Annotated in this window: 18 protein-coding genes; 10 read left to right on the top strand and 8 right to left on the bottom strand. The window is 30.3% G+C overall.

Annotation, left to right across the window (positions count from 1 at the left end):
- Position 1: 1 nt before the first annotated feature.
- Together leuC and leuD are read left to right on the top strand one after the other, a co-directional pair.
- The gene (gene leuC, locus SOI86_RS07955) at positions 2-1,408 is read left to right on the top strand and encodes a 3-isopropylmalate dehydratase large subunit (RefSeq protein WP_320681293.1); all 1,407 of its coding nucleotides are present in this window, start codon (positions 2-4) and stop codon (positions 1,406-1,408) included.
- Positions 1,408-2,031 (top strand): 3-isopropylmalate dehydratase small subunit, encoded by a 624-nt coding sequence (gene leuD / locus SOI86_RS07950; RefSeq protein WP_320681292.1) that lies wholly within the window; start codon positions 1,408-1,410, stop codon positions 2,029-2,031. Before leuC ends, leuD begins: the two co-directional genes overlap by 1 nt.
- Here leuD and SOI86_RS07945 read toward each other — a convergent pair whose 3' ends face one another.
- From SOI86_RS07945 to psbN, 3 genes are all read right to left on the bottom strand, one after another.
- Complete coding sequence (locus SOI86_RS07945) at positions 2,032-4,029, bottom strand: DUF3769 domain-containing protein (protein WP_320681291.1); 1,998 nt, start codon at positions 4,027-4,029, stop codon at positions 2,032-2,034.
- 23 nt (positions 4,030-4,052) lie between these two features.
- The gene (locus SOI86_RS07940; RefSeq protein ID WP_002805124.1) at positions 4,053-4,181 is read right to left on the bottom strand and encodes a photosystem II reaction center protein I; all 129 of its coding nucleotides are present in this window, start codon (positions 4,179-4,181) and stop codon (positions 4,053-4,055) included.
- Positions 4,182-4,291: 110 nt separating this feature from the next.
- Entirely contained in the window at positions 4,292-4,444 is a 153-nt protein-coding gene (psbN, locus tag SOI86_RS07935; protein ID WP_025900277.1) for a photosystem II reaction center protein PsbN, read from the bottom strand.
- A gap of 80 nt (positions 4,445-4,524) precedes the next feature.
- Between psbN and psbH the strand changes: the two genes are divergently transcribed.
- From psbH to SOI86_RS07920, 3 genes are all read left to right on the top strand, one after another.
- Positions 4,525-4,725, top strand: a complete 201-nt coding sequence (gene psbH, locus SOI86_RS07930) for a photosystem II reaction center phosphoprotein PsbH (RefSeq protein ID WP_002805661.1) — start codon at positions 4,525-4,527, stop codon at positions 4,723-4,725.
- Positions 4,726-4,868: 143 nt separating this feature from the next.
- Positions 4,869-5,471, top strand: a complete 603-nt coding sequence (pth, locus tag SOI86_RS07925; protein ID WP_320681290.1) for an aminoacyl-tRNA hydrolase — start codon at positions 4,869-4,871, stop codon at positions 5,469-5,471.
- A gap of 3 nt (positions 5,472-5,474) precedes the next feature.
- Positions 5,475-5,732 carry a DUF3146 family protein gene (locus SOI86_RS07920; protein ID WP_320681289.1) on the top strand — a complete coding sequence of 86 codons (258 nt, stop codon included), beginning with the start codon at positions 5,475-5,477 and terminating at the stop codon, positions 5,730-5,732.
- Here SOI86_RS07920 and SOI86_RS07915 read toward each other — a convergent pair.
- Genes SOI86_RS07915 through ntcA form a run of 3 tightly spaced genes read right to left on the bottom strand, consistent with a single transcriptional unit; the run spans position 5,713 to position 7,887 of the window.
- On the bottom strand, positions 5,713-6,150 hold the full coding sequence (locus SOI86_RS07915; protein ID WP_320681288.1) for a hypothetical protein: 438 nt from the start codon (positions 6,148-6,150) through the stop codon (positions 5,713-5,715). The two genes, SOI86_RS07920 and SOI86_RS07915, sit on opposite strands and share 20 nt — an antisense overlap.
- 6 nt (positions 6,151-6,156) lie before the next feature.
- A complete protein-coding gene (locus tag SOI86_RS07910; protein WP_320681287.1) occupies positions 6,157-7,116 on the bottom strand; it encodes a DUF3084 domain-containing protein in 960 nt (319 codons plus the stop codon).
- Positions 7,117-7,155: 39 nt separating this feature from the next.
- Positions 7,156-7,887 (bottom strand): global nitrogen regulator NtcA, encoded by a 732-nt coding sequence (ntcA, locus tag SOI86_RS07905; RefSeq protein ID WP_320681286.1) that lies wholly within the window; start codon positions 7,885-7,887, stop codon positions 7,156-7,158.
- Between the two features lie 202 nt (positions 7,888-8,089).
- Between ntcA and SOI86_RS07900 the strand changes: the two genes are divergently transcribed.
- Genes SOI86_RS07900 through thyX form a run of 3 tightly spaced genes read left to right on the top strand, consistent with a single transcriptional unit; the run spans position 8,090 to position 9,903 of the window.
- Positions 8,090-8,671, top strand: coding sequence for a cob(I)yrinic acid a,c-diamide adenosyltransferase (locus SOI86_RS07900; RefSeq protein WP_320681285.1), 582 nt, complete (start codon positions 8,090-8,092; stop codon positions 8,669-8,671).
- Between the two features lie 4 nt (positions 8,672-8,675).
- Positions 8,676-9,269 (top strand): dCTP deaminase, encoded by a 594-nt coding sequence (gene dcd / locus SOI86_RS07895; RefSeq protein ID WP_320681284.1) that lies wholly within the window; start codon positions 8,676-8,678, stop codon positions 9,267-9,269.
- Between the two features lies 1 nt (position 9,270).
- The gene (thyX, locus tag SOI86_RS07890) at positions 9,271-9,903 is read left to right on the top strand and encodes an FAD-dependent thymidylate synthase (protein WP_320681283.1); all 633 of its coding nucleotides are present in this window, start codon (positions 9,271-9,273) and stop codon (positions 9,901-9,903) included.
- 3 nt (positions 9,904-9,906) lie between these two features.
- Here thyX and SOI86_RS07885 read toward each other — a convergent pair whose 3' ends face one another.
- A complete protein-coding gene (locus tag SOI86_RS07885) occupies positions 9,907-10,452 on the bottom strand; it encodes a thioredoxin domain-containing protein (protein ID WP_320681282.1) in 546 nt (181 codons plus the stop codon).
- Positions 10,453-10,587: 135 nt separating this feature from the next.
- Between SOI86_RS07885 and glmM the strand changes: the two genes are divergently transcribed.
- On the top strand, positions 10,588-11,940 hold the full coding sequence (glmM, locus tag SOI86_RS07880; RefSeq protein WP_320681281.1) for a phosphoglucosamine mutase: 1,353 nt from the start codon (positions 10,588-10,590) through the stop codon (positions 11,938-11,940).
- Between the two features lie 7 nt (positions 11,941-11,947).
- Here the strand turns inward: glmM and trmB are convergent, their stop codons facing one another.
- Positions 11,948-12,577: a tRNA (guanosine(46)-N7)-methyltransferase TrmB gene (gene trmB / locus SOI86_RS07875; protein WP_320681280.1), complete on the bottom strand. Its 630-nt coding sequence runs from the start codon at positions 12,575-12,577 to the stop codon at positions 11,948-11,950.
- Between the two features lie 122 nt (positions 12,578-12,699).
- On the opposite strand from trmB, the gene SOI86_RS07870 reads away from it, so the two are divergent.
- A complete protein-coding gene (locus tag SOI86_RS07870) occupies positions 12,700-13,323 on the top strand; it encodes a DUF3177 family protein (protein WP_320681279.1) in 624 nt (207 codons plus the stop codon).
- The last annotated feature ends 92 nt before the right edge of the window (positions 13,324-13,415 follow it).

Raw genomic sequence — 13,415 nt, 5'->3', positions numbered from 1 at the left:
ATTGAGTCAAGATACCTTATTTGATAAAGTTTGGGATTTACACAAAGTTTCAAGTCTTCCTGGTGGTTCAGATCAAATTTTTATCGGTCTTCACCTAATCCATGAAGTAACAAGTCCACAAGCATTTGGTGCTTTAAAAGACAAAAATTTAAAAGTAAAATTCCCTAATAGAACTGTTGCTACAGTTGATCATATTGTGCCGACAGATAATCAAAGCAGACCTTTCAAAGATAATCTTGCAGAGCAAATGATTGAAACACTTGAACAGAACTGCTTAGAACATAAGATAAAGCTTTTTAATATTGGTAGTGGTAATCAAGGAATAGTGCATGTAGTCGCTCCAGAATTAGGGCTAACGCAGCCTGGGATGACAATCGCCTGTGGAGATTCACATACTTCAACGCATGGTGCTTTTGGATCAATTGCTTTTGGGATAGGTACAAGCCAAGTAAGAGACGTTCTTGCTACTCAAACCATAGCTATGAACAAATTAAAAGTGAGGCAAATTTGGTGTGACAATCAATTATCCAATGGGGTTTATGCTAAGGATTTAGTACTGCATATTATTAATAAACTTGGTGTGAAGGCTGGGGTTGGTTTTGCATATGAATTTGCAGGGCCTGCGATCAAGGCATTATCAATGGAAGAAAGAATGACTATATGCAATATGTCTATTGAAGGGGGCGCGAGATGTGGTTACATAAATCCTGATGAGAAGACCTTTAATTACGTTAAAAATAAATTATGTGCTCCAAAAAATGAGCATTGGGATAAAGCGCTTAAATGGTGGAAAGCATTAAAAAGCGATGAAAATTCAATTTATGATGATGTAATTAAATTAGACGCTTCTAAAGTAGAACCAACCGTAACCTGGGGGATTACTCCCGGTCAAAGTATAAGCATTAATCAACAAATCCCTCTTTTAGAAGATTTGTCTCCAAGTGACAAATTAGTCGCTGAAGAAGCCTACGCATATATGGATTTCAAGCCTGGGCAATCAATAAAAGATACTCCAATAGAAGTATGTTTCATAGGAAGTTGCACAAATGGGAGAATCAGTGACTTAAGAGTTGCAGCTAAAGTATTAAAAGACAAGAAAGTTTCTAAAGATGTAAAAGCTTTTGTAGTTCCCGGTTCTGAAAAAGTAGCCAATGAAGCAAAAAAAGAAGGGCTTGATCAGATATTTAAGGATTCTGGATTTCAATGGAGAGAGCCGGGCTGCTCAATGTGTTTAGCAATGAATTCAGATAAATTAATAGGTAATCAAGTAAGTGCAAGTTCTAGTAATCGAAATTTCAAAGGGAGACAGGGATCTCCAAGTGGGAGAACGCTTCTCATGAGTCCAGCAATGGTTGCTGCCGCTGCAATTGCTGGCAAAGTCACTGACGTCAGAGAATTTATCAACTAATGAAATCAGAATTTACTCCACCAATTGGAAAAGTTTCACGAATAGAAGGGCAATGCATTTCATTGATTGGTAACGACATCGATACAGATAGGATAATTCCAGCGCGTTTTTTGAAGTGTGTTAACTTTGATTCATTGGGTGAATCTGTTTTTGAAGACGATAGAAAAACTTTAGAGGGAAAACATCCTTTCGATTTGGAGGAAAACAAAAATGCCACAATACTAATTGTTAATAGCAATTTTGGATGTGGTTCCAGTAGAGAGCACGCTCCCCAAGCACTTATGAGATGGGGTATCAAAGCAATTATAGGCGAGAGTTTCGCTGATATTTTTTATAGCAACTGTATTGCAATTGGAATTCCATGTTTTACGCTTCAGAAAAAATTAATACAAAAAATTCAAAACCATACAGAAAATAAATTTTTATTCTTAGAAATTGATTTGAAAAACTCCTCCGCAAAATCAAAAGATTTTAATTTTAATCTTGAGATTAAGGAAAGCACAAGAAAAATGTTTTTATCAGGCGAATGGGATGCAACTTCTACACTACTTAATAATGAAAGTCTAATTGAAAATAAATTCAACGTTTTACCATATATAAATTTTAATAATCATTTCTTATAGCTATTTAAATCCAAAGAGACTAAAAGAAATTCCTCCTGCCTGATTATGAGGTTGATAAAAAATACCAAATTCATAAGATCTTTTTTTCCAATTTATTGAGATTTTAGAATTTATAAATTCACCATAATCATCAGCATCATTTGTCAGATTCAAAATTCCAACACTTTTGAGAATAACTGGTCCAAATAATTGCTGATCTAGAGCAATATTTAAAGTGAATTTATCATAATTTTGATCAAATTTAAAAACACTTTCTCCACTATTAAATTTATAGAAAGGGAAAATACTTAAACGAGTATAGTCAAAAAGTTTATTTTTGAAATTTCCAAATAATAATTCCGGGCCTATACCTAAACCTAAATATTCCTGATGATCTCCTTTTTCGTAGAAAGAATATGAGGCTTCTAATCTTGTATTAAGACTTAATCCTTTAGTAATTGGTTCAGGAATATAGCTATATGAAATATCAATAGATTTAATTTTGGGTGCTTCAACACTAATTGGAATTTTCTTATCTAGAGAATAAAAAAAGTTACCTTTTAGGTTTGTTGTCAGATTTTTTGTATTTAAGGCCTCTGCTGTTATGTTAGCCAAACCAAAAGATAAAAATTCTGTTGTTTTAATACCATTGACTACCCAAGTATTTTCCTTTTGAAATTTTGAACCATAACCTGAATAAATTTCCGCTTCACCCAATGAACCGTTCCACACCCTCTCTCTGTAAATTCCATAAAAACTTTTATACCATTTTGAATCTAGAAATTTAATTTCTTTACTTAATTGAGTTTTTAATCTAAATGCATGCGAAAATTTATCAAAATCAAGAGAATTTAAATTGTTATCTATTTCTAAATCCCAATTATTTATCCCTCCTTTTATCTGGGATTTTAGGGCAAAATAATCTTCAAAACTTGCATTTCTTTTTACCTTCTCTGAAGTAATTGATTCATCCTCATTTACAAAACTTTTTGTGTAACCTTTTAATGAGCGCTGAATCAAGAATTGTGGCTCTAAATCAAGCACAAAATCATCATATATATTTATTGAATTAAATTTCCTACCAATAAAATATCCATCCTTATCTAAATTTTCATATCCTAAATTCCATCTGTTATCAATTTGAGAATTATTGAAATCAAAAGCTCTATCACCTAACCAAAACGGGATTGTAACTTTTTCTTCAAAAATTAAATAATTTAATGAGGACTTAAATCGTAATTTTTCATCACCAGGATAAACTTCTAATGAATTAATTACTAATTTAGCTTGTTTCAACTCAAGTAAATCATTACTAAATACTGCCGTCTTACTTTTCCATTTTTTACCATCTATAGTAATTTTATCTGTAGAGAACAACCAATTCTCAACCTTTCCAGGAGTATAGAAAACCTGCTTTTTTTTTAATTCAAGTAAATCTTCTATCTTATTAATATCTGACAAGCTGAAATTTGAGGATATGTCATCCATCAAAGTATTGGTATTAATAGAACCTTTCACATCTAATAAATATCCTTTCTTGGAAATAAAACTATATTCTAGTTCAGAAAATTTAACGATTTGATCACCTAATATTAGGGATATATTTCCTTGAGCACTAATTTTTTTATTTAACTTATCGTAAATTAAATTATCAGCTTTGAGGATTTTTCCTCTGTATATCACTTCTACGTTACCTTCGGCATAAATAACATCATTTATCTCAGACTGTTTATCTGATTGGATTACTAACTCATTTTGATTTTTACTAATGTCAGCTAAAAGGGGCTCTAAATTTCTTTTGAAAGATTTTTTATAATGTAAAAATTCTTCTTGATTATTTAAAAATAGTTTTGAAGAATTTGATTCAATTTTTTTATTTGATATTTCTGACCAACTTAGTTGGGAAGTTAGTTTATTATCGCTTTTATTAATTTCCTGAAAATCAGCAGATTTTGATGACTGTATAAAATTAATTAATAGAAAAGGAACTATTACTTTTTTTGCAATTCCTAAAATCAATGTAAATAAATTTTATTAGTAGATTAATCCTGAGGACTTTCTAAGTCTTTTCTATTTGGTGTTCTAGTTGGATCACTTGCTAAAAATCCGAATAAAAAGATTCCAACAAAGAAAAAGACGATAGTGTAAACAGAAATTTTTAAGGCAAGCATGGAAATTACGTGTGCTGACAGAATTATATCTTATTAAAGATATATTTAATTTATGGTAAAAGGTTTACTTTTTGTATTTTTGGAAAATTTTGAAATACTTTTAATGGAAATTAATCATCGTGGTCATCCCAAGGATCTGTAAGCTTTGCAGCTTTAGGTCCAAACGCAGTCCAAAGACCAAAACCGGTTAAAGCTAGGAGTATTGCCAGAATTGTTACTGCTATGGAAACTGCAGGATCTGGAGCAGATGATAAAGTTTGCATCAATTTTGCTAAGTTTGTAAACAATTTATGTATAACTTCTTATACAATAGCGAAATAATATTCGATTTTGTGAATTCAACATGGGTCAAAAAACAGCCTTAGGAAGTCTTTTAAAAGCAATTGGTAATTCAGGTCAAGGAAAAGTTGTACCTGGTTGGGGAGCAGTTCCTGTGATGACAGTCATAGGCCTACTACTTTTGGTTTTTTTAGTAATTCTTCTACAAATTTATAACCAGTCACTACTATTACAAGGTTTCTCGGTAGATTGGAACGGAAACTAAATTTCTGATTATCTCTTTACAGTTTATCTAATTCTTTTAAGTATTACTAGATAAGCCCTTTTGGAATTTTTGTTTTAATTTAGTTTAGTTATAGTTTGTTTGTATATTTATAATTCTCAATGAAAGAGATTTAGAGATAAATCATGAATGAAATATATTTAATTGGATTGGGAAATCCTGGGAAAAAATATTCAAACAGTAGACATAATATTGGGTATTTGTTACTTGAAAATCTCTCAAAAAAATATAATTCAAATTTTTTATTAAAGGACAAACTTAAAAGTTCCTGCTCAGAATTCAAAATCAATGACTCTACTTACAGGCTATTTTTACCGAATACATTCATGAATAACAGTGGTGATGCTGTCCGAGCAATAGTAGATTGGTACAAAATTAATTTAGATCAAATTTTTATAATCGTCGACGATAAAGATCTTCCCCTTGGAAAAATAAGATTCAGAAAAAAAGGGAGCTCAGGTGGACATAACGGGCTTAAAAGTATTATTGAAAAATTGCATACTCATAACTTTAATAGAATCAGAATTGGTATTGGATCTCCTCCATCTATAAAAGGAACAAATAATTTCAATACTATTTCTCATGTATTAGGCAATATTTCTATAGAAGAAAAATCAATATTGGAAAAAGTATATAAAAGGGTAATAGAATCCCTCGAACAATTAAATACTAAAAAAGAAGAATATATTATTAACCAATTAAATTCTTTTGATAAAGACCAAATTTAACAAATGCGTTCAAAACCAGAAACAATAGCCAATGTAAGTGTTAAAGAATATTGCTTCTCAAAAAAGCAAATTAAGGGTGTTGTGGAAGCTAGTCAATTTAAATGGACTTTTACATGGTCTTTTAATAAAGGTATATTATTTGTGAATCCTCCTTTGGGCAGAGCATTAATCGAGGATGCTTTATTAAGATTTTTATTAAAAAAAGATTATGAACTAGAAGCAGGTAATGACTATAAGTTTACTATTTCAGCCAAGTTTTAAAATCTATATTTTGATCCAAAGTAAACTTTATTTTGCAATAATCCTCCAAAATTATCAAAGCTGATATCGCATCGAGATTTTTATTAATAATGAAAACCTCCCTGGGAATTAAAAACTTCAAACCGCTAATTGGAAAAAGTTCAAAATATCTTGCTTTAGCTCTAAAAGTAGTATTCTTTTCTTCAAAAGTTAATATTTCTTTTTTAAAAAAGTCAAGTTTTTTTATAATCTCTTTACTGGCAGTACCATTACCAATAATAACTTTTGATATGTCATCAAAGTTATTTAGATTTCTGAAATAATCCTCAAGTAATTCACTTTTTAGAATAATGGCCTTATAAACTTTTTTTTCACTTATGTCAGCTAAAACCAACCCACATTTATACTTACCAGGATCGATAGATATTAATTTAACCATACAAGATTATAATTTAGTAATATTCAATTCAACTATTATTGGGTCTGCAGTTCTACTATCTTTTAAAGATATAACCTCTAATCGATATTTCTTATTTTGATTTATATTTAACGAATCTGTTATTTTTTTAATAAAGTCCCCTCTTGTAGTAATTTCGTTAACAATAGATCCTCTTGACTTGATTTTGTCTCTAGTTTTTCGCAACAAATTTGTGATTTTAGAATTGACATTTTTATAATCAAGATCTTTTTTTTCAAGAATTTCGCTCGTAATAACTTCTCCTCTTCTTACGATAGTTTTATTTTGCAGTAATTCTGGGTATACAAAAACAAAATTATCTCCTTTCAAAACATTAGTTGCTGATTTAACCAATATGATCCAACTCCCACCTTTTGAAGTGATTTGTTCAATTTCAGAAATATCACTAGGTCGCCACAACAGAATATTTTTTACTTCTTTTTTACTTGGGATTACAATTTTTTGTACATATCTATCTGCACTTTTATAAATCTTTCCTAGATCAAATTTTATATTAGGATTGGAAGTAACTTCTGCAATAAATAAAGTTTGCCCTCTTTTAAGAACTACATTTCCACTTCTAAATTCTTTAACATCACTTTTTAGTTTATTTAATTCATTTTCTTTTTTATTAATCTTATCTTCGAGCTTCTTCCTTTCTTCCTGCAAAGGAACAAGCGCCTTTTTACTTTCATCCAAAGTTTTTTGTAAGAAAGGAATGTCAACAAAAAGTCTTTGCCTAAATTCTTCACTAACTAAAATCAATAATCCGATAGATATCGCACTAATAAATCCTCCAGTTATTATCGTAACAATTGTCGCTGTTTTCTTTGGTCTTAATTTTAAGATACTAAATCTTGCCTTACCAATCTTTGTACCAAGCAGATCCCCAAATGGTGCAATTAATCCTCCAAGTATTATTAAAAAAACAATTAAAATCCAAGCCACGCTATTTCATACACTCAATACATCATAATTAATGATGAATCAATTAAATCTTTTTGCAAGAGCTATTGGGTCAAATACTGTAATCTTTTTTCTTTCAATAGTAAGGAGACCAGAATCCTTTAAATCTCCCAATAATCTTGTAATCGTTACTCTTGTGGAACCAATAGCTTCAGCAATAGCTTGATGTGAAAGCTTCAAATCTATTGTGATACCTTTTTCACTTGCAACACCAAAGTCTCTACAAAGAACCATTAAAAAGCTTACTAAGCGAGAAGACATATCTCTATGAGTAAGAGTTTCTATCATTGTTTCTGTTTGTAGGATCCTACTTGAAAGACCCTGTAATAGTAATAGTCCTACTGATGCATCTTCCTCTATTGCTTTTAAAACGGAATTTGCAGGTGCTGTTATCATTTCAACTCTTGTAAAAGCTATGGCATGATAAAATCGATCAGATCTATGGCCTGTTAGCAGAGATAAAACACCGAAGATACTATTCTCTCTTAAAAGAGCAACAGTTATCTCTTCACCAGACTCATAAACTCTTGATAACCTTACTGCTCCCCTTCTTATCAGATAAACCCTCTCAGCGGGATCCCCAGGGAAAAATATTGTTTTAGATCTCTCAACCATTTCTGTACTTGCGCCATCTAGACCTTTAATTACTTCCATTAAAGTTCTATTAATTGGAAAACGTTCCCCCACAGAGTGAATTTTACTTTGTCCGGACTGTTGGGAGCTAAAGCTGTTGAATCTTGAAGAAAGTATCATAAATATCTTGACTATTAAAAAACTTAAGAAGACAACATGAAATATCTTGTATCAACAGTAACAATTTTCAATTCTTATTAGTTTTTATATGAACTTCTATTAGCTAGTCTCAACTTTCTCAACGCTTTTTTAAGTAAAATTACACTATATGCAGTGTAAATAAATTCAATTTATACTGCATGTAGAAAAGAAATCCAGAATAATGGTAATTAGTTCATCTAATAATTTTTCCAAAAGTAATCTTGATGTAGTGAAAATAAGTTCTGCTAAGAAAATAAACTTAAAAAAATTTAAACAAAACGGGCAAATCCAAATCTATAAATCTTCGTATAGAGGTAGTTATTCCTCCGTCATTAGAGACTCTCTAAGGAATGCCGCTCTTGGTAGAAAAGTACTTTTAGTACAATTTATGAAAGGAGGGGTTAAACAAGGCATTAACAATGCAGTAAATCTTTGTGGCAATTTAACTTGGGTAAGATCATCACATTCCTTTGATCAATATCATCTTGAAGAAATTGAAAATAATAAAAATTTAAAAAAATCTATTCATGACTCGACTTATGAACTATGGAATTTTTGTAAGAAAGAATTACTTTCTGGTGAAAATGATCAAATCATACTTGATGAAATTTTTCTTGCAATTGAGTTGAAAATTATCGATAAGGATGATTTGATTTCAACACTTGAAAACCGATTTACATCAGGAGATGTAATCCTTACTGGTACAGATATTCCTAAAGATTTATTATTAATGGCCAACCAAATTACCGAACTTCGCTCATAAAACAATGCTTAAAAATGATCTCTGGATAAATAAAAAAGCGTCTGAAGGAATGATAAACCCTTTCCAATCAAATTTGGTTCGACACCTTGAGCCTGATAATCAGCAAAAGCCAGTTTTGAGTTACGGATGTTCATCTTATGGCTATGACTTAAGACTTTCATCAAAAGAATTCCTAATTTTTAAACATATCCCTGGTACTGTAATGAATCCCAAAAAGTTTAATCCAGATAATTTAGAAAAAACTATTCTTCACCATGATGAAGATGGAGAATTTTTTATTCTTCCTGCTCACTCCTATGGTTTAGGGGTGGCTTTAGAAAAGATGAAAGTACCAGAAAATATAACTGTAATTTGTATAGGCAAAAGTACATACGCCAGACTAGGAATTATTGTTAATACAACCCCTGCAGAAGCAGGATGGGAAGGCCACCTAACTCTAGAGTTTAGTAATAGTTCAGGTGCAGATTGCAGAATTTATGCTAATGAGGGGATATGTCAACTACTCTTTTTTGAGGGTGACCCTTGCTCTACAACTTATGAAGATAGAAGAGGTAAATATCAAAATCAACCAGAAAAGGTAACTCTAGCAAAGATCTAAAATGAGTAAAGTTGAACTGATTTCGTTAACGCCTAATGCAGAAAAAACAATGGCTTATATTGCAAGAGTAAGTAATCCAAACAATCAGAAAAATGAAGATTATTCAAAATTATTGAGTTATTGCATTAAAAATGAACATTGGAGTGTATTTGAACAGTCATTTATGACCTTACAAATAGAAACCAACAGAGGAATTGCAGCGCAAATTTTAAGACATAGATCATTTACTTTTCAGGAATTTTCACAGAGATATGCTGATAGTTCTCAATTAGGTGATATTCCTTTACCAGAGTTAAGAAGACAAGATTTTAAAAATAGGCAAAATTCTATTCCTGATCTTCCTGATGATTTAAAAAAAAGATTCAATGCAAAAATTACTTCACATTTTAAAGCTGCTTCAGAATTATATGAAGATTTACTTGCTGAAGGAATAGCCAAAGAATGCGCGAGATTTGTTTTGCCATTAGCAACTCCAACAAGAATCTACATGTCAGGCTCATGCCGATCTTGGATACATTACATACATTTAAGATCAGCTCATGGTACCCAAGCAGAACACAAGTCTATTGCACAAAATTGTAAGTCTATTTTCAAACAAAGTTTTCCGATTGTATCAGAATCTCTAAATTGGTAAAAATTATGAATGACTTCGAGGGTTAACCTCATTATTTTTATTTTCCTTGATTACTGAGAATTCAGAATTAATAATTTCTGCTTGAGATTCATCTGCACTTTCCAGATGAGCAATAGATTCTCTTATTTTTAATTCTTCTTGTTTACCAATTAAGGTAGATTGTAAATTACCTTTCCTATCAAAAAGATTAACTTGAGGAATCCCATTGACGTCAAATTTTCGGATATAGTTATCCCATTTTTGATTATCAACATTTAAAAAAACAAAATTAATATCTTTTTCGTATTGCTCTTTTAAAGTAGATACTTTTGGAGCCATTTCTTTACAAACTTCACACCACTCAGCATAAAATTCAAGAAAAGTAGGTTTATTGTTTTTAAAAGCTATTTCAGGATCAACAGATAATTCGCCAAAACTCTTAAGCAGGTAAGTTGAATAAAAAAAGAGATTTCTAAACAAAATCAAAGAAATAATTACAACAGCGATTATCAAAACAAGTATTGCTTTTAAGTTTTTATTTAAAAGTGGTTGACTACTCTCAGATTGCATTATGAAAATTATTGTCTTTGAATATATTAAATAAGTTAAACAATTAAAGAGAAGATTAATCTTTTACCTTTTAATCAACTGATAGAGTAAGTAGTAAATAATATGAAAAATATCTTTAGTTCCTAAAATCTAATTATGCAATCAATCTTTGGAACTGATGGAATAAGAGGAAAATTTAATGTAGAGATAACTTATTCTTTAGCATATAAGGTTGGCTATGCTCTGGGTTTGACTTTAGCAAATAATAATCCAATATTAATTGGAAGAGATACTAGGATTAGTGGAGATATTCTGCTTCAGGCGATAACAACAGGCATAAAAGCAAGTGGAAAAAAATTCATAAATCTTGGAATCTGCCCTACTCCAGCTATCCCTTTTTTAATTAAACGAAAGAAATTGAGTAGTGGGATAATGATATCTGCTAGTCATAATCCGCCAGAATATAATGGCATCAAAATCTTTAATCATAATGGTCAGAAAATTACCAAAAATTTTGAAAATAAAATTCAGAAATTAATTGAAGAGTTAAATCAAAATATATCAGTTCCTAAAAAAGAGATATCTTTAAAAACAAATACCGAGCTTATGGTTATTTATATGGAAAGCCTAATCCAGACAATGGGGGGGGAAAATTTAAGCGGTATGAAAATAATATTAGACACATGCTATGGATCAGCGACAACCTGCGCAAAAAACATTTTTCAGAATCTTGGCGCTGATGTAAGAGTTATCAATAACTCTAAAAATGGGTTAAAAATTAATAAGAATTGTGGTTCTACTAACCTCGAACCATTAAAAAAAGCACTAAGAGAGAATCCAGCAGATATGGGATTTAGCTTCGATGGGGATGCCGATAGAGTAATTGGGGTAGATTCTTTAGGCAATGTATTGGATGGGGATCATATCCTTTTTCTCTGGGGTAGAGAACTTATGGAACAAAAAGTTCTCACAAATAATTTGCTCATATCAACCCAAATGGCGAATTTAGGTTTTGAAGAGGCCTGGAACAAAATTGGCGGGATTTTATATAGAACTGATGTAGGAGATAAGTACGTTCATGACGCAATTAAGACAAAAAGCGCTGTTTTAGGAGGTGAGCAGTCAGGCCATATTCTTTCGAAAATTAATAACTTTTCAGGAGATGGGATATTGACTGCACTTCAAATTTCTAAATACTGCAAAAAGAAAAATATTACTTTGAATGATTGGCTTAAAAGCAGTTTCGAACCTTTCCCTCAGAAACTAACAAATATTAATTTAGATTTTAATATAAATAAAATAAACCCAAAAACCAAAAGCTTAATTAATCAAACCATAAGCAAATTTCAGGAAATTTATTCCGCAAACTGTAGAGTTTATATAAGGCCTAGCGGTACAGAACCTCTAATGCGAGTACTTGTTGAGGCAAAGAATCTGCAGAAAGTTCATGCTTTATCAAACGAAATAACAAGCAAGCTCATATTAGAAATTAATAAAATTGTAAATTAATTATGAATCAGATTTTCATATAAATCCTCTCAAAGATATTAAGTTGATTAACAATTACATACTTTTCCCTATTAGTGTGGACTTTATCAGGATTAAAACCTTCTGAATAAATAAAATCTTTTTTATCTATTTTTTTAAAATTCAAATTACTTGATATTGTGAAGTCCATATAATCGAATAAATCCTTTACATCAGTTTTTATAAAAATTAGGGATCCTTTTTGCAATGAGCTTGAGAGAATACTAATAAAATCTGGCTGAATTAAACGCCTTTTATAATGTCTCTTCTTGAACCATGGATCTGGAAAATTAAAGGAAATACTTTTTACGTTTTTGATAATAAATTCAAACTGCGAATCATTGATTATATTATTTGCATTACCAAATATAAAATATAAATTTTTCATATCTCTTTCTAGGACTTTTAATTTAGCATTTTTAACTAATCTCTCACGGATTTCAATTCCTAAATAATTCCAATTGGTATTAACTAAAGCTAAATCGAATAGGAAATCACCAGCCGCGCAACCTATATCCAAATGAAGATCCAATTTAGAATCTTCAAACATTTCAATCAAAGGAGGGATTCTTTCAATTTCATCAAAATTTCTACTAAGAGGATTAACATGCTGTCTCATAAAATTATTAATTTATTTCTCTGCAATAATATAAAGGTTCATAATATTCATAACTATGACAATATTAATTTAAAAAGTAACAGTTTGATGTTTAATTATTATGTATGTAAAAAGAAAAAGTTTTGAACGTTTTTAATCAACTTTCTATTTGGCTATCTTTTCAACTTTCAATAATTTTCCTCATTGGTATCCCTATAACATTATTCTTTTGGTCAATCAAAAAAAGAAATCAAGCTGTTAATAAGCTTCTATCTATTTATTGGAAAATATCCATTTTATTTTTTATAAGCCTTTTGCTTTTAATAGGTAAGTATAATTATTCTCTGGTAATTATAAATATTTCAACCTTATTAATGACAATTTCAGTTTGGTTTTGGAATGATATTAATGATGAATTAAAAGAATATGATTTTTCTTACTCACTTATTACAACAACAAAAGTTTGGAGATGGTCGCTAACGTTTATATCTCTTAATTTCTTAATTCAAAGTTTACAAAACTTTAGCTGCTTTTCTTTTATTAATTCAGCTTCATGTGATACTTGGCTTCAGCCTTCTTCAAATTTCTACATCATTATTAAAAGTTTATTTAATTTTTTCTTTGGTGCTAACTTTACTCAGCCAATTGCCAAATTTATAGGATTATTTTCATTGTTAATTTATATTTTAGGCTTGATTCAATGGGCAATAATTAAATTACCTAAAAATGGAAGAAACGCTTGCTTCTCTGAGAATATAAGAAATTGACTTAATTAAGTTTCTACAAAGAATAAGCTCCAAGTTACATAATATGGTGCTTAAAGTAGAAGGTTACATTCTTAAAAAATCACAAAGAATAA

The sequence above is a fragment of the Prochlorococcus sp. MIT 1314 genome (assembly GCF_034093315.1).
GTDB classification, from domain to species: domain Bacteria; phylum Cyanobacteriota; class Cyanobacteriia; order PCC-6307; family Cyanobiaceae; genus Prochlorococcus_A; species Prochlorococcus_A marinus_Y.
The sequence above is the reverse complement of the archived record's forward strand: the minus strand, read 5'-3'. Positions and strand labels throughout refer to the sequence as shown.